The organism is Brevundimonas sp. AVps31, assembly GCF_058681355.1.
In genome coordinates this window covers 2,739,412-2,764,087 of the sequence record NZ_CM178736.1, presented here as the reverse complement: position 1 = coordinate 2,764,087, position 24,676 = coordinate 2,739,412, and the positions used below count along the sequence as shown (strand labels likewise).

The 24,676-nt window shown below is 65.0% G+C and carries 20 protein-coding genes; 8 read left to right on the top strand and 12 right to left on the bottom strand.

The window, feature by feature from the left end; all coding sequences use genetic code 11:
- Positions 1-24 precede the first annotated feature (24 nt).
- From ACW174_RS13395 to ACW174_RS13370, 6 genes are all read right to left on the bottom strand, one after another.
- Complete coding sequence (locus ACW174_RS13395) at positions 25-1,230, bottom strand: hypothetical protein (protein ID WP_492014940.1); 1,206 nt, start codon at positions 1,228-1,230, stop codon at positions 25-27.
- A gap of 216 nt (positions 1,231-1,446) precedes the next feature.
- Positions 1,447-2,745: an McrC family protein gene (locus tag ACW174_RS13390; protein ID WP_492014939.1), complete on the bottom strand. Its 1,299-nt coding sequence runs from the start codon at positions 2,743-2,745 to the stop codon at positions 1,447-1,449.
- Positions 2,746-2,752: 7 nt separating this feature from the next.
- Entirely contained in the window at positions 2,753-4,804 is a 2,052-nt protein-coding gene (locus ACW174_RS13385; RefSeq protein WP_492014938.1) for an McrB family protein, read from the bottom strand.
- 283 nt (positions 4,805-5,087) lie between these two features.
- Complete coding sequence (locus ACW174_RS13380) at positions 5,088-6,320, bottom strand: MBL fold metallo-hydrolase (protein WP_492017283.1); 1,233 nt, start codon at positions 6,318-6,320, stop codon at positions 5,088-5,090.
- 2 nt (positions 6,321-6,322) lie between these two features.
- Positions 6,323-7,294, bottom strand: a complete 972-nt coding sequence (locus ACW174_RS13375; protein WP_492014937.1) for a hypothetical protein — start codon at positions 7,292-7,294, stop codon at positions 6,323-6,325.
- The gene (locus tag ACW174_RS13370) at positions 7,291-7,848 is read right to left on the bottom strand and encodes a hypothetical protein (protein ID WP_492014936.1); all 558 of its coding nucleotides are present in this window, start codon (positions 7,846-7,848) and stop codon (positions 7,291-7,293) included. The genes ACW174_RS13375 and ACW174_RS13370 overlap by 4 nt, the downstream gene beginning before the upstream one ends.
- A gap of 203 nt (positions 7,849-8,051) precedes the next feature.
- On the opposite strand from ACW174_RS13370, the gene ACW174_RS13365 reads away from it, so the two are divergent.
- From ACW174_RS13365 to ACW174_RS13355, 3 genes are all read left to right on the top strand, one after another.
- Complete coding sequence (locus tag ACW174_RS13365) at positions 8,052-8,702, top strand: hypothetical protein (RefSeq protein WP_492014935.1); 651 nt, start codon at positions 8,052-8,054, stop codon at positions 8,700-8,702.
- Positions 8,703-9,407: 705 nt separating this feature from the next.
- A complete protein-coding gene (locus ACW174_RS13360) occupies positions 9,408-11,213 on the top strand; it encodes a hypothetical protein (protein ID WP_492014934.1) in 1,806 nt (601 codons plus the stop codon).
- A 149-nt stretch (positions 11,214-11,362) separates the two neighbouring features.
- Complete coding sequence (locus tag ACW174_RS13355; protein ID WP_492014933.1) at positions 11,363-12,157, top strand: polysaccharide deacetylase family protein; 795 nt, start codon at positions 11,363-11,365, stop codon at positions 12,155-12,157.
- Positions 12,158-12,219: 62 nt separating this feature from the next.
- Here ACW174_RS13355 and ACW174_RS13350 read toward each other — a convergent pair whose 3' ends face one another.
- From ACW174_RS13350 to ACW174_RS13330, 5 genes are all read right to left on the bottom strand, one after another.
- The gene (locus ACW174_RS13350; RefSeq protein WP_492014932.1) at positions 12,220-12,885 is read right to left on the bottom strand and encodes an OmpW/AlkL family protein; all 666 of its coding nucleotides are present in this window, start codon (positions 12,883-12,885) and stop codon (positions 12,220-12,222) included.
- 124 nt (positions 12,886-13,009) lie between these two features.
- Positions 13,010-14,386, bottom strand: coding sequence for an oxygen-independent coproporphyrinogen III oxidase (hemN, locus tag ACW174_RS13345; RefSeq protein WP_492014931.1), 1,377 nt, complete (start codon positions 14,384-14,386; stop codon positions 13,010-13,012).
- A complete protein-coding gene (cydX, locus tag ACW174_RS13340) occupies positions 14,373-14,522 on the bottom strand; it encodes a cytochrome bd-I oxidase subunit CydX (RefSeq protein ID WP_492014930.1) in 150 nt (49 codons plus the stop codon). The genes hemN and cydX overlap by 14 nt, the downstream gene beginning before the upstream one ends.
- 19 nt (positions 14,523-14,541) lie before the next feature.
- On the bottom strand, positions 14,542-15,690 hold the full coding sequence (cydB, locus tag ACW174_RS13335; RefSeq protein WP_492014929.1) for a cytochrome d ubiquinol oxidase subunit II: 1,149 nt from the start codon (positions 15,688-15,690) through the stop codon (positions 14,542-14,544).
- A 24-nt stretch (positions 15,691-15,714) separates the two neighbouring features.
- Positions 15,715-17,295, bottom strand: coding sequence for a cytochrome ubiquinol oxidase subunit I (locus ACW174_RS13330; RefSeq protein WP_492017282.1), 1,581 nt, complete (start codon positions 17,293-17,295; stop codon positions 15,715-15,717).
- 197 nt (positions 17,296-17,492) lie between these two features.
- Here ACW174_RS13330 and cydD point away from each other — a divergent pair, with 197 nt between their 5' ends.
- Both cydD and ACW174_RS13320 read left to right on the top strand, forming a co-directional pair.
- Positions 17,493-19,097 (top strand): thiol reductant ABC exporter subunit CydD, encoded by a 1,605-nt coding sequence (gene cydD, locus ACW174_RS13325; RefSeq protein WP_492014928.1) that lies wholly within the window; start codon positions 17,493-17,495, stop codon positions 19,095-19,097.
- A 2-nt stretch (positions 19,098-19,099) separates the two neighbouring features.
- Positions 19,100-20,734 carry an amino acid ABC transporter ATP-binding/permease protein gene (locus ACW174_RS13320; RefSeq protein WP_492014927.1) on the top strand — a complete coding sequence of 545 codons (1,635 nt, stop codon included), beginning with the start codon at positions 19,100-19,102 and terminating at the stop codon, positions 20,732-20,734.
- Here the strand turns inward: ACW174_RS13320 and ACW174_RS13315 are convergent.
- Positions 20,731-21,468, bottom strand: coding sequence for a Crp/Fnr family transcriptional regulator (locus tag ACW174_RS13315; protein WP_492014926.1), 738 nt, complete (start codon positions 21,466-21,468; stop codon positions 20,731-20,733). The genes ACW174_RS13320 and ACW174_RS13315 overlap by 4 nt on opposite strands.
- Before the next feature lie 93 nt (positions 21,469-21,561).
- Here ACW174_RS13315 and ACW174_RS13310 point away from each other — a divergent pair, with 93 nt between their 5' ends.
- The 3 genes from ACW174_RS13310 to ACW174_RS13300 all read left to right on the top strand — a co-directional run bounded on the left by ACW174_RS13310 (position 21,562) and on the right by ACW174_RS13300 (position 24,586).
- Complete coding sequence (locus ACW174_RS13310) at positions 21,562-21,978, top strand: GNAT family N-acetyltransferase (protein WP_492014925.1); 417 nt, start codon at positions 21,562-21,564, stop codon at positions 21,976-21,978.
- A 95-nt stretch (positions 21,979-22,073) separates the two neighbouring features.
- Complete coding sequence (locus ACW174_RS13305) at positions 22,074-22,730, top strand: DUF305 domain-containing protein (protein WP_492014924.1); 657 nt, start codon at positions 22,074-22,076, stop codon at positions 22,728-22,730.
- A gap of 17 nt (positions 22,731-22,747) precedes the next feature.
- The gene (locus ACW174_RS13300; protein WP_492014923.1) at positions 22,748-24,586 is read left to right on the top strand and encodes an LVIVD repeat-containing protein; all 1,839 of its coding nucleotides are present in this window, start codon (positions 22,748-22,750) and stop codon (positions 24,584-24,586) included.
- The last annotated feature ends 90 nt before the right edge of the window (positions 24,587-24,676 follow it).

Genomic DNA, 24,676 nt, shown 5'->3' with positions numbered 1-24,676 from the left:
ACCGATGATCGCGGAGGCTCCGCGTTATCCGATCCATGCCCGTTCACAAGCGCCTGACAGTGGACTTGCAGTTACGACATGCAAGAAGCCACCTCTCGAGGCGACAGCTTGGACGGCGCGGGATCCAGGATGATTCCAGTTCTTGAACCGATCCGCAGCCGCCAGACAATGAAGCGGTTGGATATGTTCGAGAAGGTCGACGTGAAAGTTGTGATCCGACCCGTGATGCGGGAGAGTTAGCGTGAGAACATGTTCGAGATGCAGGCCATAGTGACGGAAGAAATCGTCTCGACGCGCCTTCTGCTTCAACGCCGCGTCCCCTGTGGCTAGCCAAGCGATGCGGTTGGGCCGCCCCCGTCTGGACCTGTGCGACATATTCCCCATCATCACGTGCGCATATCGCGTCAAGCTAAAGGCCGAGGAAGCCGGGCCTGAATACAAGCACAACGTTGTAATGTTCAGGTCCTCAGCGATTTCCGAATAAGCCGCAGCGAGGTCGCTCAACTCTGACGTCACGAGCGTTTGTAAATTGGCCGTATCCTGAAGCCAGATCTCGAGCGTGGCCCTGTCCTTGTCGAGACGCTCGGCAAGGTCCTCAAGGAAGTCGCTGGTGAAGGTCTCGATCGTCGGGTCCACAAAGGGTGCCAGAAGCCATTCAAACGTTGGCGTCGCGGTCGAAGAAGCGACCGCCATCGCCAAGGTGTCGGGGATGACGAGCACGGGGAAGGCTCGGCTGGGATCTAGTGCGCCCACTTCTGTCTCGTCCGCCGTTCGAACCGCTCCGCGACCGACGAGCTTCCACGCCTCCCCCATGATCGGTTTGTCACCAGAGGGATCGCTTGGGTAAGGGCCGTCGATGACCTGGCCGTCGCGCCCTGGTGCTCCGCCATCGCCTTGGTCCGACTCTATGAACAGGATCTGCCGCGGGTTGAATCGGGCGAGCGTATCGACAGGGTTGACGATGAACTGCTGATAGAACGGGTCTACAGCCGCTGCAGGGTCATCAGCGGCAGTTCGAGCAAACGCCGTCACCTTGTCTGCGATGTTGATCAACGGGAGGACGATTGTGTCGACCCTCAATCCGCTTTTTGCGTCAAGCAGACGAGAGACACCGTTCACGTGATCAGCATGGACGTGAGACAGATAAAGGATGTCGATCTGCTGGCCGACCCCGACGGACCGGATGTAGGCGTCGATCGAAGCGTTACGCGCAGCGGCGAATTTGTGCATCGCGCCGCAGTCGTAGACGTAGCGCAGCCGAATCTCCCCCTCTTCCTCAAGTGATCCTGAGTGGAAAAACCCTTGTCCAACTGCATGTTGACGGCGTGAATTCCTCAATGCCACCAAAGCCCCCCGTTCGTGTCTGAAAACCCAGCGAACTCCCTCGTTCGACAATCAATCGAACAGATCATCCCGCAGGGCTGAATGCGAAATCCCCCACCTACACTAATGCACTAATGCACTGACGCCCTCTTCCTCGACCTCTGAAGTGAGCGTGGCGTCCGATGCGTAGTCGAGAAACGAGTACGCCGCCGTCCGCGTAACGAGGTCGAACGGCAAAACCTGCAACATCAGGCGATCAGAGAAACGGAAAGGCTCTAGCGGCCGGTCGAACGAAGACGTTCGAGGATACACCAGGAAGGTGTCCCCCGCCCCCGCAAGATATGCATGCCCGTAAGCGAAGAGCTGGTAGAAGTCGGCTTGGCTTAGATTGTAACCAGCGACGTTGGCGTTGAGAAGTTTCCACTTCGCATCAACGATCCAAGATCGTTCACCAAACGTCACAACGATGTCTGGCTTCAGACCGAACCAGCCCGAACCGTTGTGAGTGCAAAGGTAGCGTCCAGTGGCTTGAGCCCTGATAGCAAAACCTGCAGGAAGCGACTGTTGAAGCGACGCGGCGACGTAGTGCTCGAACAATCGTTCCATCGGAAACAGCATGCTGAATCCGTTGTGTTCGCCTGCGACCGCGAAAGGTGTCTGCTGCAGCAAGATCAGCTCGCACAGCGGCTTTACCGTTGCGTAGTCAGCCATCAGCCGATCGCTCGACCAAACGCGCAGATCGCCAATGACCGAGACGCTAGATGGCACGTCGCTGAGAACGATGGCGAGCTCGCGCGCGCGCCTCCAGTTGTCACTCGACCGAGTTGCTCTGAGCACCTGGTCGACAGCGGATCGGAGCAATCGGTTTTCGGCACGATCGAATGTGTAGACGTCGTGTCGATACGCGATGAGATGAGTACCTGCAGGTCCCGACCTGATTTGTCTCCCGACGTCGAGCGCGCCGCGCAAGAACGGCCCTCGATCGTCAACGCGACAGTACGCCTGCCTCAACCCGCGTTTCACAAGGCGGGAGACCTCGTCCAAGAAGCGGCTGGCGAGCCACTCTGGTAATGGCAGACGCAGCGCTTCGATATCGGACAATGGTCCGACGCGAGGCCTCAGATGTAGCGCTTCGCTGATCATCCGAATGAGCAAGCTACGGGACTCTGCGACTGAACCTGCCTCAACGACGTGCTTTGGCAATATCTCGATACGCGTGCCGCAAGCGGTCTCGACGACGCCGACATAGTTGGCGACCTTCAACGATTTCGCGTTGACGAAACTGACGAGAGCCGGCCCCTCGCTTGCATTAGCCGCATGCTCGGCCAGCCAATCAAACGCCGATCTGCTGATCGTTGCTTGATCTAGCGACGCTGGTACGTCGTCCAATGTCAGGCGAGCGTACTCGCGTACCGTCGGCATGAAACGGCTAGCTCATGATCAGATGATATGCGCTTGGTCGATCAAGAGCCTCTGCGTTGATGCGCCACGACTTCGCCGTTGGCACCTCGAGGTTTCCATCACCAAACAGCTGTGACGCACCATCTGCTTGCGCGACAACAAACTGGTCCTCCGCCGCTGCCTTGCGGTGGTCGTTCAGAACCAGTCGAATGCGGTGCCAATCATCGAAGAAGTACTCTTGCAACAGCGGTATGATCTGCGTCGCGAACACACGCTTCAAATGACGCACATCGTCATCGGCGGTCAGCCCAATGAAATATGCATGTCCAAGCCGATGATCACGATCAAGCAGCGCTTCGATGCGCGCGTTGATCGTGTCCAAAAGCTTCGCGACATCGACGCCAGCGATCTCGACGCCTTCAAGCGTGCTTGAATCAGGTTCGACCTCGACGAACACGAACCGCCTTCTCAACGCTATGTCGACCGTCGCGAGCGAGCGGTCAGCGGTGTTCATAGTGCCGATGATGTGCAGACCGCTTGGTAGACTGAAGTTCGTTTTCGAATAAGGCAGCGTCGCACTGAGCGCCTCCGTCGCGCCAGCGCGTTTCGATTGCTCGATCAGCGTGATGAGCTCACCGAAGATCTTCGACACGTTGCCACGATTAATTTCATCGATAATCAGCACGCTTGGGCGATGCGGATTGGCGCGCTTTTCCGAGGTTACCGCGTCAAGGATGTGGGGCAGCAGGTTGTTGTAACCGTTGACGATGTACTTCTCGATGCGGCTGTCTGGTGCTCGCTCGAAGACGGTTTTCTCGCGCACATCGGTGAGTGTGATGACGCCCTTGTCGAGCAGCGCTTTGAGACCGTCGATGATCGCCCAAGGCAGAGGCAGGCTCGAGCCGTTCGGCTTCTCGAGCCAAAGAAGTTCATCGGTCGACCGCGTGACGACATAGCCACTCCCGAACGTCGTACCAGCGGCGAGGCGGGGACCTATTGAGGTCGCTTCGCAGAACGCTTTAAGCACGCCATCAGCGACGTAGTAGTTGAGTGAACCGTCGGCGAGGACCTCCGCACGAAGACCTTCGACAAAATCTTCGTAGCTGAAGCTCTGGTGAAAGGTGACGAACTTGATGAGTCCGTCGCTCGCGAGCTCATCAAATCGCAGCTTCAACGCTTCGCGATCGCTCTTGTTGGCGATCGCGAATTCTGGATCGAGGATGTAAAGAGCACGCTCGATCGTCTGGTACGTCTTCCCTGTCCCAGGCGGTCCGTTGAGAATCTGGTTCAGTGGTTCTTTGCTAGCGCCTGTCACATGCGCGCTCGCCCAATCGTCGCTAGATCGCTGCATTTCGGTCGGTTCAACCGGTTCGTCGTCAGGTGCCCAGATCTCGCGAAACTTGCTGTCGTAGAAGTCGATCTCACGACCTTCGTCTTGTTCGAGCTTACGACGCAGATCGAGCAGCGCGCGATCTTGATCGACCTTCGACACCTGCTTGAGCGCGCGCCGATCAAAACCACCGAGCCCGATCAGAATTCTGCGTATGTCGCCGGGGCTTGCGATGCGCTCGAACTGCTCGGGGAAAAGCAGGAACGGGAGGATATGCTTGAGCTGCCGGTATCCCTCATCCGGCACCGCATCCAACCACTCTGCAAACTGCCAAGCGTCATCGAGCAGCGCCCGTCGTTGATCCACCGAAAATGCCTTGAACGCGATCATCGCGTGAATGAAGAACCGAACCTCCCGCGGCCGGTGCGCCAGGAACCCTGGCCCCGCCGACCCGAGCCCTTTGAGAAGCTCACGATCAATCATCTCGTGCTCGTCTGACAAAACGTCGCCAGACCAAGACCACACGTCTTTGATCGCATTGCGTTTCGACACCGGACCGATGTTGCTGGGGAACAGGTTCATGGCCCACAGCATCTCGGCGACGAGCTGACATGCGCGCGGTGACGCATCTTCAAACTGACGATGCAGCTTGGTTTGAAAGCGATCTTTCGACGCGTCTGGTCGACCATTGAAGTGTGCATCGACCTCAGCGAGCACCTCGCTCGACCACAATGGCTCGTCCGAGAACACCGAACCATCTTCGATCAGACAAGTGTCTCCCCAAACGCGAGCTGCAGCGAGCGTCGCGTTGGAGTGCGCATGGTTTGGGTTGTACCGAGACAATAGCGGCGTCCTGATTCGATGTAGCTTCGCGTCTGCGGCCAGTCCGTACGGGCTCGTTGCGTTTGGCAAGCGATTGGTGCGTCGTTGCTCAGTGCGTTTGTCTGAAAGTATCCTCAGCGAACTGCGTTCGCGTGAAAGTACCCTCTGCGCAGTGCATTCGCGTGATTCTACCCTAACGCCGATTTGGTAGTCACAGCGCCAACGGTTGCCCGTCGACGAGACGCGTAATCGGCGGAAATCCCTCGCGGTCGAGGTCCCAAGCCACCCCGTGTATCGGCACCATTGTCTTCGGTTTCATCGCGTTGGCGAACGCTCGAAGATCTGACGGCGACGCATGCCCGCTGGTGTGCAGATGCTTAGCCTTGGCGCCGCCCTCGTCGAACCAGCTCTGCAGTCGTTGGCCATCCTCGTTTTTGAGATAGCCGCGCCACATCGCGTAGCTCCACGCATCGTCAGCCGTCGGCGTGACGCCTGCCGGTTCGTAGTCTTTGATCAGCGACGGTCGCACCATGATCACCCATTTCTCGGGCGACTGCGCGAGCGCTCTAGCCGAGATGCCGTTAGCCGCCATGCGCGTCACGAACGCCTCGTTACCCTTGCGCTTGTACATCCGCGCGAACGCGCTGGTGATCACTACCTTAATCGACGACCAGTCTGGTTGAGGTATGCGACCGTGCTCGGCCAACACGTCGAGAACCTCAGCCGTGTAGAGATCGATCGCCAGCGTGCGCTTGGTCTTCAGGCACGCGCGATAAAGCGTCACCGTGCGGTCGATGTTTTGCGCCGACCACGCCACAAACACCCTGCCCTTGGTCGCTCGAAACAGCGCGACATAGTCGTCTTCGAGGTCGGTCTCGGTCATGCATGGTTTGTCGCTGCCGAGATTGGTCCCCTCCATCAGCAGCACGTCGATATCCGCAGGCGGCGACGCCATCATGCGCTCAACGAGCTTTGATTTGCGACCGTGCGTTCTGAAGTCACCTGAGTAGAGAATGCGCCGACCTTCAACCTCGATGAGCAGCATGTGCGCGTCAAACGCGGAGTGATCGGTCAAGTACGGTGTGATTGTGAACGGGCCGATCTGGTTCGCCTTGCCCACCTCCCATGACTGAAACTCTCGCTGCATCGGTTGACCAAAGATGCTCGCAGTCAGTTGCATCAGTCGCTCGGTGGCCTTGCCGCTGTAGATCGGCCAGTGCGCGGGTGTTTCTTCAAGCAGTCCGTAGTGGTCCTGGTGCGGATGTGAGATCAGAATGCCGTCTAGCGGCCGGTCCCGATTGAGCGTGACCGGTAGCAAGCCAACCGCGTCATTGGGCGCATCGAGCGGTCGGCCGACGTCGAGAAGAATCCGTCCCGCGTCAGTCGAGAGTTCTATGCAGTTGCCCCCGATTTGATCCGTCGCGCGATGAACCGTTAGGTGCACCGTCAAACGACAGCTCCAAGCTTCATCGCTTCACCTGGTTTCACTTCGACAAACTTCACGGCCCCGTCCAGTGCCGGTCGATGCAGCTCCTCCCAGTTTCCCTCGCCGCGATTGCCAGGTCGCACGACGACCAGAACGGCTTCCCGCGCAACTTGCAGCGTTTCCCCAGCAGACGCTCGTTGAATGGTGTCTGACAGCGTGATCGTCGCCCCAACATTCCGGGCCATATGAGCCAGTTCTACCATTCTCGCCGCGGTCGCTTGGTACGCGCTGGCGATCGCGTCGCGGTTTGCAAGGTCGCCAAGATACTTCTGATATTTGGCTAGCTGCTCGATGACACGTGGCTCTCCAGTGGATGAGCGCACTCGACCATCATCGATGCGCTTCACTTCTCCGAAGATGACAGTCAGCTGGCCATCAACTTCCTCAATCGTAACAACGTCCATCCGCGGCGCCGTCGTTTGCGTCCCCCAGGCCGGCAAGCCCATTTCGAGATCGATCACGCAGTCATTCGAGGGGTGACTTAAGAGCTGATCGATGAGCGGCTTTTCGCCGCCAACCTTGGCGTAGTGTTGGTTCACGACATCGATCCAAGCTTTGACGGTCTGAACCCCGCTGTAACCGCGCGCCGTCAGTCCCTCGCAGGTGATCTCCCGGTTAGCCAGCCGAGCGTAGACCTGCCCAACCGTTGCGCGCTCATCATCGCTGCAAATGTATTTGGCATGCACAGACAACGTCAGTTGTTGCGATCCGTCGAAGCTGACCTTCGCTACCGATTGCCCGAGTCGGTAGAAGTTCAGGTAGCCATTTCGAACGGCCAGTCGCAGGCCATATTCGCCACTGCTCACCCCACTCGGCTTCCAAAGTCCAAGCAGATCGCGCCACCAATGGTCGGTCGTTTGCGCCGCAGTTTGGAGCGCGCTCATCTGCATCGCGCTGAGGCCACGGCGGAAGATTTTGTCGGTCGTGGTCATTCGGATCCCCGTGTCTGACGATGTGCGTTCAGCTGTGTTTGGCCAACGACGCGACAGCTGGCTTCATCGATGACGAAGCGCTGGCGAACCGCGAGCAGCGTCGCTTCATCGTTCGCTAGATTTTCAGCGATCGTGACGATCCACGTCCGATCCCATGGAGCGTAAACGACCTGCCCTCGAGGCCAGTCGTCGCTGATCTTACCTTCGACGGATCGCTGTTGATGCGGGGTAAGATGCTGGTCAGCCTCGCCCAGCCCTGACCAGCACCGATGGAACGTCAGTGAGTGATGCAGCCCAATAAACAGGTCGTCCACCATCTCTGCGTCCTGGAAGCGACGTCGATAGCTGACGAGTTCGGGATTGCCGTTCCTCGGCTCGATCACCCAGAAGCGACCGACGAAATGGTTTGCTGAGCTGAAATGCTGATCGGGGTCACCCGTGATCGCAGCTCGGCCGCCGGCCACCTGCTGCAGCATGTAGCGATCGTCTGGATCTGGACTTTGCTCAGGATCCTCGACGAACCCGTCGAGGTTCTCTTCTTCGTTGTGTGCCATATTGTGCCCCGTCAGCCATCAATCACATTGATTCACTTCAGCATGCGAGAAGTTTCCAACTTCGCTGACGCGCAGGTGGACAAATCGCTCGCCCCCACATCAGACTACCCAAGGGCGAGCGGTGCGCAGCTTGCGCTCTTTGAAAGCCACAGCCCTGTCGAGCCAATGGGTTGAGACACAACCATCAGGGAAGACTGATCGCGATGAATGAGAGTCACATCTGGGAGGTCTATCATCGCCACAGCTATGCGGAGGGCTGGGCCTTCATGATGACGCCAGAAGCGTCACTGAAAACAGCCTCAACCGTCCTGGTGGGTCTGAACCCAGGGGGAACGGGTCGGGAGGGGTGCTGGGACCACGCGCCCGGCAATGCCTACTTCATGCAGAAGTGGGCCAAGAACGACACCGTCGACAGCGCCATTCAAATCCAGGTCAAAGCGATCCACGAGGTTCTCGGCGTTCCCCAAAACGACATCTTCGCCGCGCAATTTATCCCATTCCGCAGTCGTGACCTCGCCTCTCTCGCCAATCAGAAAGAAGCCCAGGCTCTCGCCATGGATCTGTGGAGCTGGGTGGCAGGTCAGTCGCCAGCAAAGCTGTATCTCTGCATGGGTGAAAAGGCTGGTGGTGCCATCGCTCACCTACTCGGGGCGAAATGGACGGAAGATCTTCCAACAGGATGGGGCGCTACTCAGTTTAGGCGACGGGTCGCTGATGACGGCCGCGTCGTCGTTCAAATGCCCCACCCCAGCCGCTATCAGCTGTATTCGCAGTCAGATCCGGCCAAGCTCGCATTGGCCAAGCGCAACCTCAGAATAGCTGCGAGGCCAGCAGGCGAGCCACACTCAAGCTGATCGTCCCGCCTGAGGCCGAGTGCCAATGTGCGGCTTCAGTGGGCGCCCACGCTCAGTGTCGTTGTCTTGATGTACACTACGCGCGGTTTTGCGCACGGCGACGGTGATGCGCGCGCGAGAATCGGCTAGGTCGCCCGCCCCCCCTCAGCGCCTGCCCTGCCCCGATGACCTCTTGTCCCGAACGCGCCCTCCGTGTGCGCCTCCAAGCCTATTGCCGCGCCAAGTTTGCGAGCGCCCTGGATCCCGCCCCCCGCGCGCGCCTCGAGCGCTATGTACTGGGGTTGATCAATAAGGGGGCTCACGCCCCGATGCTCGGCCGCGGTATCGCCTGGGCTGAGATCGCGGCGGCAACCGACATCCCAACCTCCACGGTCCGAGATCTATCGCCGCTGCTTCGTCCCGCATTCGACGCTATTGCGCGCGCCTTCCCTCAGAGCCGACCGCGCGAACACCCTTCGAACGCGGTCGTCGCGTCGCGCTCGAAATGCCGCACGCCCGACACCTGCGACCACGCCCGCCCCGAGCCGCCCCCCGGTCCGAGCGAGCGCGGCCAAAACGCGCTCTGTCAAAGCCACCGCACCTGCACCCATCGCAAAGAAGCCTCTAGCGATCGAGCCGACGGCGGCCCCGGTTGGTGCAAAACGGGGGCCCAAGCAGCGACCGATAGTGGAGTTCCCGGAGCCCAGGACGACGCATTGGATCGATGTGCCCGACTTTGCCGCCGCGCTCGATTTGCACATGACGCGCCACGGCGACACCGCCTGGAGCCTGCATCGCGCCATCGTCAGCCCGGGCGAGCGATTCAATCGCACGACTTTGAAGTCGTGGCGTCTCGGCGCCCGTGAACCTCGTAGCTTAGCTAGTCGCGAGATTCTCTCTCGCATTGAGCACCGCTATCGCCTGCCACTTGGGTACTTCAGCGCCAAGATGGGGCATCCAAGCCGGTCCGCGACGGGCTACACCGTTGCCAAGACCAGTGAGCAGCGCCGGCTCGCTTGGCATCTCCCGAGCGACTTCAAAGCTCGGCCCGCCACCGAACAGGCTGAAATCCTCGACTGGGTCCAATCCGTCATCGTCTCGGGCAGCACCGAGTATCGCTGCTACCAAGCCGCTGTGTCAAAACACCGGTTCGGGCTGCGCTTCCCCACTGCAATGCAGGGCCGCCATGGGCGCGATGCGACGGTTCGAGCTCCGTCGCCGCTGGATGCGCCCCCGACATTGGCGCGCGAGATGACTGAGCTGCTCGCCTTCAAGACCGCCCCGCTGACCGCGCTCGGTTACCAACGAAACGGCATCTGGGGATCGGAGACAGCCGCGCAAAAGGTCGAGCATTTATCTTTGATGTTCGGCGCGTTAGCAGCCGAACCTGACAGTCCAGCTAAAGGACTCGGCGTGCCGGCTGAAACTCTGTCATTCGCCCACCTGCTCTTCCCGGCGATTTGGGATTGGTATCTGCGATGGCGCTATCAGCGGCGCGGCTTCTACACCGCTTGGGAACTCGACATGCTGATCGTTGCCCAATCCCTGGTCCGCAAGGACTACGGTTGGATGCGCCAGACGCCTGGCCTTGCAGACCAGCTTTGCGTCATCCCCGGCCTGGTGAGCGAGGCCGATATCGCGCTGGCGCGTGAGGACTGGCCGGCCGCCTGCGAACGCCTGTTTGAATACGCTCGCGCCACCAGCCGGGAGGTCAAGAAGATCAGCAAGGTCCACCGCGACCCGTTCGAGGCGGTGCTCGCGGTGCTGGAGGCTGACAGCCCGCTACGGGAATATCGGAGGATCACTGAGGAGATCGTCCGCCTCATGCCGTGCGAGCGACTGTATCCCAAGGCAGCCGCCGAAGCGGTGCGATCGTTCCTGATGATCCGCCTCGGGCTACACCTCGGTGTTCGTCAGAAGAACCTACGGCAGCTACTTGTTTGTCCAAAGGGAATTCCACCCCGATCCGAGCGCACGCTAGCCGACCAAAAGCGGGGCGAACTGCGCTGGAGCACCAAGGACGCAGCTTGGGAAGTCCTGATCCCGGCGGCCGCCTTCAAGAACGCGGACTCGTCGTTCTTCGGCGGTAAGCCGTTTCGCCTGGTGCTTCCGGACCTCGGCGACCTGTATCGTCATCTGGAGGCCTACCTCGATCGGCATCGCCCCTTGCTGCTTGGCGGGACCGACGACCCCGGCACCCTCTTCATCAAGAGCATCTCCACCCGCACCCGAGACGCGACGTATGACCAGACCACCTTCTACGAGGCCTGGCGCCTGACTATCCAACGCTACGGGATCTACAATCCGTACACCGGTCGTGGCGCGATCGAGGGACTGCTTCCACATGGTCCCCACAACGTCCGCGACGTTCTCGCGACGCACGTGTTGAAGCAGACCGGCTCCTATCAGCAGGCGAGCTACGCGATCCAGGATACGCCGGAGATGGTGGCCAAACACTACGGCCGGTTCCTGCCCGAAGATAAGGCTGCGATGGCCGCGCAGATCCTCAATCAGGTCTGGGCGGCCGCCTGATGTGAGTTCCGAGGGGTTAGCCAAACCGGTAAAAAGCCCAACAAAATCAGCGACCTGAAATGCCGACCACGTCATGCTAGTTCTCTGTTATTACAGCCCTTTACCAACACCACCCTGTCCGCCATGCCCCGTCCGCCCGGAGCCTTTCCATGACGCGATCCTTCCTGTCCGGCGTGCTGGCGTTCGCGGCGGTGCTGGCCGGTGCGGGTTCAGCGACCGCCAATGACTGGCCCGGCGGGGCGCGGGCGGCGGTGGTGCTGACCTATGACGACGCCATGGCGTCGCAGCTGGAGACGGCGATCCCGGCGCTGGATGCGCGGGGGCTGAAGGCCACCTTCTTCCTGTCGAACGTGCGGCAGGCCGATCTGCCGCGCTGGCGGGCGGCGGCGGGCGGAGGGCATGAGCTGGGCAATCACACCCTGTTCCACGCCTGCGCCGCGGCCACGTTCGAGGCCGATCCCCGCTATGTGACCGAGGCCTATACGGTGGCCAGTCTGCTGCGCGAGATCGAGCAGGCGAATGTGATGCTGGCCGCGATCGACGGTCGGGAACGGCATGGCATGGCCACGCCCTGCGGCCAGAGCACGGCGGGCGGGGTGGACTATCTGGAGGCGCTGAGGGCGTCCGGTCTGGTCACCTATGTGCGCGGCGTGTCAGTCGAGACGTCGGACCTGGGCGCGGAGGTGGCGGCGCTGGATCGCATGCACATCCCGGCCAAGGCCTTCGATGCGGACGTGACGGGCGCGCAGCTGATCGCCTGGGTCGAGCAGGCGGTCGAGAGCGGCGGGATGACGGTGCTGCTGTTCCACGGCGTCGGCGGCGAGCACCTGCCGGTGTCGGCGCAGGCCCACGCCGAACTGCTGGACTGGCTGGCGGCGCATCGGGACCGGGTGTGGACGACCACCCTGCAAGAGGCGCTGGATCACGCGGCCGCACAGCCCTGAACCGGCGCCCCGGACAGACGCCCTGCCCCGCCGGCAGCCGGCGGAACAGGGCGATGGGCTGTCTAGAATTTGCGGCTGACGCCGACCGAGACGACCCACGGGTCGAGGTTCACATCGCTTTCCAGCGCGCCGCCGTTGATGCTGGCGTCCGTGTTGAACCAGACCTTCTTCACATCGACGTTCAGGCTCCAGGGCCCTTGCAGGCCGACGTCGGCGCCCGCCTGCAGCGCGTAGCCGAAGCCGTCGTCCAGATCGACGGTGAAGCCGTTCTTGTCCTCGCCGCTGTAGAACAGCATGTAGTTCACGCCCGCGCCGACATAGGGGCTGACGCGACCCTCGGTCAGCGGACGGTATTGCAGGGTGACGATGGGCGGAACCACCCAGGTCTCGTGAACGGCCACATCGGTGGCGCCGCCCTGGGCGCGGATTTCGTGCTTCGTCGTGCCGAGAATGGCCTCGATCGCCCAGTGGTCGCTCAGGAAATAGGTAAAGCCCAGCGTCGGCATGACGCTGTCGCCGACATCGACGTGGAGGCCGGAGTCCACGCCCGCCGGAGTGACGATGGCGTCGTCGGCGCCGGAGAAGACGTCGGTCAGGCGGCCGGACACCAGCCAGTCGCCCTTCTTCGGCATCTCCCAGGCGGTCGCGGTCTGGGCCGCGGCGGGGCCGGCCAGCGCCGCAACGGCGGTGGCGGCGAGGATCAGGGTCTTCGGATTCATCAGTCTCATCCCGACGCCCGGAGCCGCCTCATGCGGCCTTTTCCTGCGGGCGTGCGAAGGGTGATGCGCCGACCCGGGGACCGCTGGCCTTGATCCAGCGCAAACCCTGCGAGGGTGGGACAATTGGTCCAGTTCAGACCACCCGGGAATGACGCTGGACCGCCCCCGTCGCGCCGGGATCGAAGGCCGCGCAGACCGCGCGAACGAACGGGCGTCCGCGCTCGCTCACGGTGACCGTCGCGCCGTCGAGACGGATCAATCCATCCTCGAGGAAGGCCGCCAGACGCGGCCAGGCCGACAGCGGCTCGGGCGCGGCCCGGTCGTGGCGCGCGCAGACCGCCGCCACATCGACGGCGAAGTCGCACATCAGCCGCTCGATCAGGTCGCCGACGAAGGCGTCCCCCGGAGTCAGGGCGACGCCCCGCGCGGTGGGCAGGGTCCCGGCGCCGACCGCGGCGCGCCACTCGCGCTCCAGCGTCAGGTTCTGGACGAATCCCTGCGGCGTCCGGCTGATGGCCGAGACGCCCAGGCCGATCAGCACCGGGGCGGTGTCGGTCGTATACCCCTGGAAATTGCGATGCAGCCGCCCGGCCCGGTCGGCCGCGGCCAGGGAGTCGTGCGGCAGGGCGAAATGATCCAGCCCGATGGCGCGCCAGCCCTTGGCGTCCAGATACCGGGCGGCGGCCCGGCTCTGGGCGAACCGCGCCTCGGCGTCCGGCAGGTCGGCGTCCCGGATCAGCTTCTGATGCGGCTTCATCCACGGCACATGGGCGTAGCCGAACAGGGCGATCCGGTCAGGACGCAGGGTGGTCACCTGGCCGAGGGTGGTGACGACATTCTCTATGGCCTGCAGCGGCAGGCCGTACATCAGATCGAGATTGATCGAGGTCACGCCCTGTTCGCGCAGGGCCGTGACGGCCCACTGGATGGTCTCGAACCGCTCGGGCCGATTGACCGCCGCCTGCACTGCCGGCGACAGATCCTGAACGCCAAGACTGGCGCGGGACAGACCGATCCGGCCCGCCGCCTCGACCCAGTCGGGGGTCAGCACTTCGGGGTCCAGTTCGGCCGCGATCTCGAAACAGTCGCCCAGATCGAAGCGGGCGGCGAGGCCGGCGAACAGGCGTTCCAGATCGGCGGGCGACAGCACATTGGGCGTCCCGCCCCCGAAATGGATCGACCCCACCCGCAGGGGCCGCCCGACCTGCGCCAGCACCAGATCGGCCTCGGCCAGCAACAGGTCGACATAGCTGGAGATGACGGTCTGACGGTTCATCGCCCGCGTGTTGCAGCCGCAGTACCAGCACAGCCGCTTGCAGAAGGGGATGTGCAGATACAGGGAAACCGCCTGATCCGTCGGCGCCGTCGTCAGCCAGCCGCCCCAGTCGGCGGGTCCGACGGCGGGCGTGAACTGGGCCGCCGTCGGATAGGAGGTGTAACGCGGCGCGTGGGTGTCGTACCGCGCGATCAGGTCCCGCGTCGTCAGACCGGACGGACTAGAGGGGAACATCGACCTCTTTCGACGCGTCAGGGTTAGACAGGCCTTCGTCGCCCTCGTCGAACAGATGGAACTCGTGCCAAAGGCCGTTCAGCACGCCGAAGCCGACCGCCAGACCGAGTCCCAGTATCCAGGAAAAATACCACATCGCTTGAAGCTCCTGTGACTCAGTAAAGGTCGGGGTTGGTCTTGAGCGCCGCGGTCGAGGTCCGCCCCCACAGCACCTTGTAGACCCAGGCGGTGTAGAGAAGGACCAGCGGCAGGAAGATCACCGTGACGATCAGCATGATGAACAGCGTCAGGTGGCTGGACGACGCATTCCAGACGGTCAGGCTGGACTGCGGGTTGATCGAGCTGGGCAGGATGAAGGGGAACATCGACAGGCCCGCGGTCGCGATGATCCCGACCGTCGACAGGGAGGAGCCGCCGAAGGCCAGCGGCGCGGACCGGCGCCACATGCCCGCCAGCCCCGCCAGCGCGCCGAGGAAGCCCAGGGCGGGGGCGATCAGCATCCACGGATAGAGGCCGTAGTTGTCCAGCCAGGCGCCGGGCGCGGCCACCACGGTCGTGCGCAGCGGGTTGGAGAAGCCGTTGGGATCCAGCACGCCGGTGATGCGATAGCCCATGTCACCGAAGGCCACGAACAGACCGCCGACGGCGAACAGGACCAAGGCCAGGCCGCCCGCGATCGTGCCGTACAGCCGCGCCCGTTCCATCACCGGCCCCTGCTCGGCCTTGATCGACAACCAGGCGGCGCCGTGCAGGACCAGCATGCAGACGGACAGCAGTCCGGCGACCAGGCTGAACGGCGTGAACAGACCCAGCAGGCTGCCGTCGTAGAAGGAGCGCAGGTCGCTATCGAGGCGGAAGGGCGCGCCCAGCAGGACGTTGCCGACCGCCACGCCGAAGACCAGCGCCGGGACGAAGCCGCCGATGAAGAGGCCCCAGTCCCAGAAGGTCCGCCACGTCTTCGACGGCCGCTTGGACCGGTATTTGAAGGACACCGGCCGCAGGATCAGCGCCGACAACACCAGGAACATGGCCAGGTAAAAGCCGGAGAAGCTGACCGCATAGACGAAGGGCCAGGCGGCGAAGATCGCGCCGCCGCCGAGGATGAACCACACCTGGTTCCCCTCCCAGGTGGCGCCGACGGTGTTGATCACCATGCGGCGCTCTTCGTCCGTCTTGGCGACGAAGGGCAGAAGGGCGCCGACGCCGAGGTCGAAACCGTCGGTCAGGGCGAAGGCGATCAGCAGCACGCCGAGCAGTCCCCACCAGATCAGGCGGAGGGTGGCGAAGTCGATGGGAAGTTCCATGATCGGATATCCTGAAGGTCTGGATCAGGCCACGGCGGGCGCGGGAGCGCGTTCGCCGGGCTGTTCGGGGTCGGTCGCGCCGAACATTTCCTGTTCGTGGAACGGCCCCTTTTTGATGGCGTGCAGGATCAGGCGCACCTCGACCACGGCCAGGGCGCCGTACAGGAGGGTGAAGCCGATGATCGTGGCCCAGAGCTGGGGCACGGTCAGGCTGGAGGCGCCGAGGAAGGTCGGCAGAACGCCCTCGACCGCCCAGGGCTGACGCCCGAACTCGGCGAGGATCCAGCCGGACTCGATGGCGATCCACGGCAGGGGGATGGCCAGGACGGCCAGCCGCAGGAACCACCGGGTGTCATGCTTGCGCAGGGTGCACAGCACGAAGGCCGTGCCGAACAGGGCGACCATGAACACGCCGATCCCGGCCATCAGGCGGAAGGTCCAGAACAGCACGGGCACATTGGGCACCGTCTCCCACGCCGTCTGCCGGATCAGCTCCGGCGAGGCCTGCCGCGGATCGGCGACGTGGCGCTTCAGCAGAAGGCCGTAGCCGAGGTCCCGGCGATGGGTCTCGAACAGGCCGCGGGCGGCCATGTCCTGCGGATCGGCCTTGACCTGCTCCAGCGCGCCATAGGCGATGACGCCGGATTCGATGCGGTCCTCGGCCGTGGCGACCAGTTCGAAGATGCCCTCGACCGGCTTGTCGACGGTGCGGGTGGCGATCAGGCCCATGACCCAAGGGATGTGGACGGCGTAGTGGGTCTGGCGATCCTTCAGGCTGGGGACGCCGATCAGGGTCAGGCCGGCGGGCGCGGGCTCGGTCCGCCACATGGCCTCCAGCGCGGCCAGCTTCATTTTCTGGTTGTCGGTCAGGGCGTAGCCGGACTGGTCGCCCAAGACGACCACGGACAGCGAGGACAACAGGCCGAAGGCGGCGGCGACGGTCATCGACCGCTTGGCGAAGCCGACATGCTTGCCGCGAAGCAGGTAGAAGGCCGAGACGCCCAGCACGAAGACGGCGGCGCAGACATAGCCGGCGCTGACGGTGTGCACGAACTTGGCCTGGGCCACCGGGTTGAACAGCACGGCCATGAAGTCCGTGACCTCCATCCGCATGGTGTCGGGGTTGAAGGCGGCGCCGACCGGGTTCTGCATCCACCCGTTGGCGATCAGGATCCACAGCGCCGACAGATTGGTGCCCAGCGCCACCATGAAGGTGACGAACAGGTGGGCGTGCGGCTTCAGCTTGTCCCAGCCGAAGAACATCAGACCGACGAAGGTGGCCTCGAGGAAGAAGGCCATCAGCCCCTCGATCGCCAGCGGGGCGCCGAAGATGTCGCCGACGTAGTGGCTGTAATAGCTCCAGTTCATGCCGAACTGGAACTCCATGGTGATGCCGGTCGCGACGCCCAGTACGAAGTTGATGCCGAACAGGGTCCCCCAGAAACGGGTGATGGTCCGCCAGATCGGCCGGCGGGTCATCACATAGATCGACTCCATGATGACCAGCATGAACGACAGCCCCAGCGTCAGGGGCACGAACAGGAAGTGATAGAGGGCCGTCAGCGCGAACTGCAGCCTGGACAGGTCGACGACCGCGAGGTCGATCATGGCATTGCTCCGGAGCGCCAGCCACGACGACCGACGAGTGGGTGGGCCTTAAAATCGTGGCGGGGCCACCGCCTTGATCTCGATCAAAGCACCCGCACAGCCCGCAATTTAAGGGGACCCATTGTCCTTGGACGTTTTGTCCAGCGGCGCTTTGTCCCGTGGCGTTTTCCTGTCGCCGGGCGCTGGAGTGATGGATGACCGCCGCGCCGATCGCCTCCGAAACCCCGGCCGCCTGGCTCAAGCGGACGGGCCGGCCCTGGTCGCGATTGATGACCCTGGGCGGACTGCTGGCCGTGGCCGATGTGGCGCCGGCCATCGGGTTCGCCGCGGGGCTGGCCTTGACCATTTCCAGTTTCGGAACCTCGCTGACGGCCGCCCTGCCCTGGCTGGCGCTGATGGGCGTCAGCCTGATCGCGCGGGGTCTGATCGGACACGCCGCCGTCCTGACCGGCGCGCGTCTGGGCCGGGCGGTGAAGACGGAGGTGCGCGGCCGGGTGCTGGCCGACCTGTTCGGACACGGCCGCCGCAGCGGCGATCGCCTGACCGCCGCCGTCGAGGGTGTCAGTGCACTGGACGGCTACTTCTCGCGCTTTGCGGCGCTGAGGATGGCGGCGGGCCTGTCGCCCCTGCTCATTATCGCGGCCGCCGCCGTGGCCAGCCCGGTCGCGGCGGGCGTGCTGCTGTTCACCCTGCTGCCGTTCATCGCCGGGATGGCGCTGGCGGGGACCGCTGCGGCGAGTGAAAGCCGACGGCAGTTCACGGCGCTGGAGCGGCTGTCGGGTCTGTTTATCGATCGCATCCGCGCCCTGCCCGCCGTTCTGGCCTTCGACGCCGGCGCCCGCACCACCGCAGAGATCGCGCGCGCGTCGGACGAACTGGAGACGCGAACGGCCCGGGTGATGCGCATCGCCTTCCTGTCGTCCGGGATGCTGGAGTTCTTCTCGGCCCTGTCGGTGGCGCTGATCGCCGTCTACTGCGGCTTCAACCTGCTGCGGCTTCTGCCCTTCCCGGTTCCGGAGACCCTGGACCTGCCGCGCGCCTTCTTCGTGCTGGCGCTGGCGCCGGAGGTGTACCAGCCCCTGCGCCGACTGGCCGCCGCCTACCACGACCGGCAGGCCGCAGAAGCCGCCGCGCCCTCGCTGGTCATGCCTGATCCGCCCGCGCCGGTCCGCGCGTCCTTGGGCGATGGCCCGGCGACGATCCGGTTCCGCGATGTCGCCATCGCCTATGACGGCGCCGCGCCGATCGTCACCGGGTTCGATCTGGAAGTCCGGCCCGGCCAGATCGTGGCCCTGGTCGGCGCCAGCGGGGCGGGCAAGTCCAGCCTGTTGCACCTGCTGCTCGGGCTTGCGCCGCTGACGCGGGGCGAGGTGGAGGTCCGCGGTCAGCGGCTCAGCGTCGCCGGCGGCTTCGCCCGGGATATCGCCTGGGCGGGTCAGAACCCGATGGTGACGCCCGGCACGCTGGCGGAAAACATCGCGGTCGCCGACCAGACCGCCTGCCCCGGTCGGATACAGATCGCCGCCGACAAGGCGGGACTGATCGGGCCGCTGGACCGGCGCATCGACGAGCGCGGGGGCGGCCTGTCGGGGGGCGAGCGGCGTCGGCTGGGTCTGGCCCGCGCCATGCTGAAGCGCGCGCCGATCCTGCTGCTGGACGAGCCGACGGCCAACCTGGACCCGGCGTCCGAGCAGGCCGTGCTGGCGCTGATCCGTGAAGCCGCCAGAGGCCGCACGACCCTGATCGCGACCCACTCCCCCGCCGTCGCGGCCCTCGCTGACCATGTGGTGCGCCTGTGAACGTGTCCCGGATTCACGGCCTCGTCGAAGCCCAGCGCCGGGCGCAACGCGGGCGGCTGAGGCTGGCCGCCGTCGGCGCGGCGACGGTGTCGGTCGCGGCGGTCGGGCTGCTGGGCCTGTCGGGCTGGTTCATCACCGGCGCGGCCTTCGCGGGGGCGGCGGGCTATGCGGCGGCGCAGGCCTTCAACTACATGATGCCCAGCGCGATCATCCGGCTGCTGGCCATCGTTCGCACCGGCGCGCGCTACATCGAACGGGTCGCCGGGCATGAGGCGGCGCTGAAGGCGCTGGCTCGCTTGCGACCCCAGCTGTTCGACGCCATCGCCTCGGCCCCGGCGGAGCGGGCGCTGGGTCTGTCGTCCGGCGAGGCCTCGGCCCGACTGGTGCAGGACGTGGACGCGGTCCAGACCTTGTTTGTGCGGCGCTCGATCCCGTGGGGCCTGGGCGCCGGCGCGGCGACGGCGGTGTTGCTGGCGGCCCTCGCCTCTCCTCTGGCCGGCCTGATCCTGCTGCTGGCGATGGCGGGCGCCTGCGCCGGCGGTTTGCTGATCGCGCGCCGTCTGGCGGATCCCGCCGGGCGCGAGGTCCAGATCGCGGTCGGGGCGTTGAAGGACAGGCTGTCCGCGCTGGAGGCCGCCGCCGCCGAGTTGAAGGCCTATGGGCTGGACGACTGGGCCGTGGCGCAGGCCGCCGAGGCCGCAGCCGTCTCGGACCGCGCCCAGATCGCGCTCGCACGCGCCTCCGGATGGATGGGCGCCTGGCAGGCGATCGCCACCGCTGTCGCGGTCATCGGCGTCGTCCCGGCCACCAGCGGCGCGCCCCTGCCCATGACGGCCCTGGCCGCACTGGCGGCGGTGATGGGGATCGAGTCCATCGCAGCTCTGATCGGCGCCCTGCACCAGAACGGCGCGGCTTCGGAGGCGCTGAGGCGTCTGGACGACATCCTGCCCGAACCGGTGGCGGCGCACAGCCATGGGGCCGTTGACCCGACCCTGTCCTGGACTGCCTTGGGCGAGGCCATCGAACCGCCGACACGGCTCGGCCTGTTCGGTCCGTCCGGCGCGGGCAAGACGACACTGGTCGAACGGATGATCGGGCTGCGGACCGCGCCGCGCGGCGAGGCGATGACCGGCGACCGGGACGCCGCCGATGTGCCTGAACCAGAACGCCGCGCCCTGTTCGCCTACGCCGCGCAGAACGTGCGGCTGCTGGACGGCACGCTCCGCCATAACCTGCTGATGGCGGGGCCCGCCGACGACGAGACGCTGTGGAAGGCGCTCGACGACGCCGCGCTGGGGGACCGGGTGCGGGCCGAGCCTCTGGGCCTGGACGCCCGCGTGGGAGCAAATGGCGAGCGACTGTCCGGCGGCGAGCGTCGGCGGCTGGGACTGGCGCGCGCCTTCCTCAGGGATGCGCCCTGGCTGGTTCTGGACGAGCCGACCGAGGGACTGGACGCCGCGACGGAGGGTCGGGTGCTGAGGGCGCTGGATCGTCGTCTGCGTGAACGGTCGCAGGGGCTGATCCTGATCAGCCACCGGACTGCGCCGATGGCGGTTTGCGATCTTCTGGTCCGTGTCGACGGGATCAATGCAGACGGTCGGGTCCGCCTGACGCCTCGCCCGCCGCTTGCGGCCTAGCCCTCGCCGTCCGCGACCGCGCGCAGGCGATCCGGCTGTTCAATTCGGAAGTCATTCAACGCCAGCATCCGGATCAGGCCCGACGTCTTCATCCGGGTCAGCTCGCGGCTGACGGTTTCGATCGTCAGGCCCAGATAGTCGGCGATCTCGGCCCGGGTCATCGGCAGGTGGACGTGATCGGCGACCGACGGCCGGATCGGATCCCGTTCGGGCACGTCCAGCAGGAAGGAGGCGATCCGCTCGCGCGCCGTCTTGCGGCCCAGCAAAAGAATCTGGTTCTGCGCCGCCGCCAGTTCGTGCGTGGCCCGGTCCAGCAAGGCCGTCTCCAGCGTCGGCCGCTCACGGATCAGCGCGCGGTACTCGCTTTTCCGGAACCGGCAGAGGGTCGCGTCCTCGATGGCCTCGGCTGAAAAGGCGTAGTCCTGACCGGTGGCCAGACCGACGAAATCGCCTGCGAACAGGAAGCCGGTGATCTGGCGTCGTCCGTCGGCCAGGAGCTTGTAGACCCGCACCGAGCCCGAGGTGATGTTGAACAGGTGGTTCGCCGGATCGCCTTCCCGCATCAACGCCTCGCCCGCCCGCAGGGACAGGCGCTCGGCGATGGCGTCCAGCCCGGCGAGATCGTCGATATCCAGACCGCTGCACACGCTGAAAGCCCGGGCCTCGCAGGTCGAGCAGGCGGACTCCTTGCGGCGATGGGCGCAGTCGGTGGGCAGGGCGCGGAGTTCCAGCATGGGGCAAAGCCTATGCGGGCCGCCCGGCTCACGCAAACGCGGACTTTGATGGAGATCAAGGCGCGATGGACCGCGCTATCGGACCGTCCCGCCATGTCACCGCCTTCGATCCGCCGCCTGACACCGGACGATGCCGTCGCCACCTTCGCCCTCGCGCGTCTGGACGACCCGTCGCTGACGGCGGACGGCTGGCGGGCGGTGGTCGGGCGGGCGCCGGAGGCGGGCGGCGTGCTGGGCGCCTTGGCGGATGACGGGGTGCAGGGCATGCTGCGCTATTCCATCCTCGCAGCGGCGCAGGACGGGCCGCTGTTCAATATCGAGGCGCTGACCGCGTTCGACCTGTTCGATCCCGCGCCGGTCGCCGATGCGCTGGTGCAGGCGGCGCTGGCCCACGCCCTGCGGGACCACGGTTGCGCAAGGATCGGACTGTCCACCGGCGTCGAAACCGTGCGCCGGGGCCCGGTGCTGCGGTCCATCACTGAAGCCGCGAGCCTGCATCGGGTGTTCTGAGGGCGGTTCCGCCGAAGATTACGCCTTGCCCTGCGTCTGGAACGCCCCCTAGTCTGCCGGCCGGTCGAAGGGGCGGCCGACGGGGGTTTCAGCGTTTGTCGTTTCTTGCCGGCCTGTTTGCGCTGACCCTGCCGCTGTCCGGACAGACGGCGCCGATCTTCCATCCGGGCGCCCCGGGCGCGCCGTCGCGGACGATCACGCCTGCCGAAGCTTTGGTTCTGGCCCGCACCACCTTCACCCAGGACGACGTGCGCTTCATGCAGCACATGATCGTCCATCACGGTCAGGCCGTGGAGATGGTCGCCCTGCTGGACGCCCATGGCGAGACTCCGCGCGTCAAGCTGCTGGGCCGCCGGATCGCCATGTCGCAGGAGGCGGAGATCGCCCTGATGCGCGACTGGCTGACCGCGCGGGGCCAGCCGCTGGACATGCCCGATATGCACGGGCACGGGGGTATGGATCACGCCGCCCACACAGGGCACGCCATGCCCGCGTCCGAGACGCCGCTGATGCCCGGCATGCTCTCACCCGCGCAGATGGAGCGACTGGCGGCCGCGCGCGGCGTCGAGTTCGACCGGCTGTTCCTGACCGGCATGATCCAGCACCACCAGGGCGCACTGGACATGGTGCAGGCGCTGCTGGCCTTGCCCGACGCCGCCGAAGACACCTTGCTTTCCGACTTCACCACCTCCGTCGTGGCGGATCAGTCCGCTGAAATCCTGCGCATGCAGACCCTTCTCTCCGACCTCTGACAGCGAAAGACCCGGCCATGACTGTTCGTCGCCTCCTGCTTTCCACCGTCGCCGCCCTGGGCGTCCTGGCCGCCGCCGGCCACGCCGCGGCCCAGTCGCGCGACATGCCGCTGAGCGCGCCCGTCGACGAACGCAGCGCCCTGTCGCCCGGCTTGCACGACGCCGGTCAGGCCGCCCGCGGGCTGGAATTGCTCCATGCCGTCGAGCCGGCGCCCGGCTTCTATGATCCCGCCCGCGTCTTCACCCCGCCGCGCAACGCGGAAGAAGGCCAGGCCATGCAGGCGCAGGCCCGCGGCAACCCCGGCTTCAGCCCGCTGGGTCTGGCCAACAGCGACATGGCCGTCTCGAACGGCCGACTGTTCGTGGGCAATTTCAATGGCATCAACATCTATGACGTGACCGGCGAGGGCGCGCCCCAGCTGGCCATGTCGATCGTCTGCCCCGGCGGTCAGGGCGACGTCTCGGTGCACGGCAACCTGCTCTTCATGTCGGTCGAGGAGAACCGGGGCCGTCTGGACTGCGGCGCCAACCCGACCGCCGACGAGATCAGCTCCGAACGCTTCCGCGGCATCCGCATCTTCGACATCACCGACCTGAACGCCCCGCGCCAGATCGCGGCGATCCAGACCTGCCGGGGCTCGCACACCCACACCCAAGTGCCGGACCCCAGCGATCCGAAGGTGCTGTACATCTACAACTCAGCCACCTCGGGCGTGCGCAAGACAGGCGAACTGGGCATCTGCTCGGACGGTCAGCCGGACGCGAACGCCGAGACCGCGCTCTATTCCATCGACGTCATCAAGGTGCCGCTGGACCACCCGCAGGACGCCGCCATCGTCAACCGGCCGCGCATCTTCGCCGATCGCGCGACGGGTCGGATCAACGGCCTGTGGACCGGCGGTCGCGCCGGCGCCGCCAGCCAGAACACCTCGGTCACCAACCACTGCCACGACATCACCGCCTTCCCCGAACTGGGCATCGCGGGCGGCGCGTGCAGCGGCAACGGCATCCTGCTGGACATCTCCGACCCGCAGAATCCGTCGCGCCTGTCCGAGCTGTTCGACCCGGACATGGCCTACTGGCACTCCGCGACGTTCAACAACACCGGCAACCACGTGGTCTTCACCGACGAATGGGGCGGCGGCATCAATGCCCGCTGCCGCGCCGAGGACCCCTACACCTGGGGCGCCGACCTGATCGCCACCATCGACGATCGCCAGCTGAAGGGGCAGCGCTTCTTCAAGCTGCCGTCGGTGCAGGGGAACAACCAGAACTGCGTCGCCCACAACGGCAACATCATTCCCGTGCCCGGTCGCGACCTGATGGTTCAGGCCTGGTACCAGGGCGGCATCTCGATCATGGACTTCACCGATCCGTCCGCCCCGACCGAGATCGCCTATTTCGACCGCGGCCCACTGAACGGCGAGCGCGTGCAGGTGGGCGGGTCCTGGTCAGCCTACTGGTTCAACGGCAAGATCTATTCGAGCGAGATCGTGCGCGGTCTGGACGTGCTGAAGCTGATCCCCAGCGACCAGCTGTCGGCTGCGGAGATCGCCGCCGCCGAAGCCATCCAGGCCGATGAGATCAACCCCCAGACCCAGACCCGCATCCGCTGGGCGGACACGCCGGACGTGGCCCAGTCCTACCTGGACCAGTTGGCCCGCTCCAGCGGTCTGGACGCCGACGTCGCGACCCGCGCGGGCGCCGTCGTCACCGACTGGCGCGGCGGACGGGTCGACAAGCGCGCGGCGGGGCGACTGGCTCAGACCCTGCGATCGGCGGCGGAGAAGGCCCAGGTCGTCAACCGTGGCCGCATCACCGCCCTGGCGGACCTGTTCGGCCGCATCTCGGCCTGATGACCGGACGGGGCGGCGCGTGACGGCGCCGTCCCGATCCTTCTCCTGCGTCAACCGGCGATCCTGCTAGGCTCCCGCAAAAGACGACCG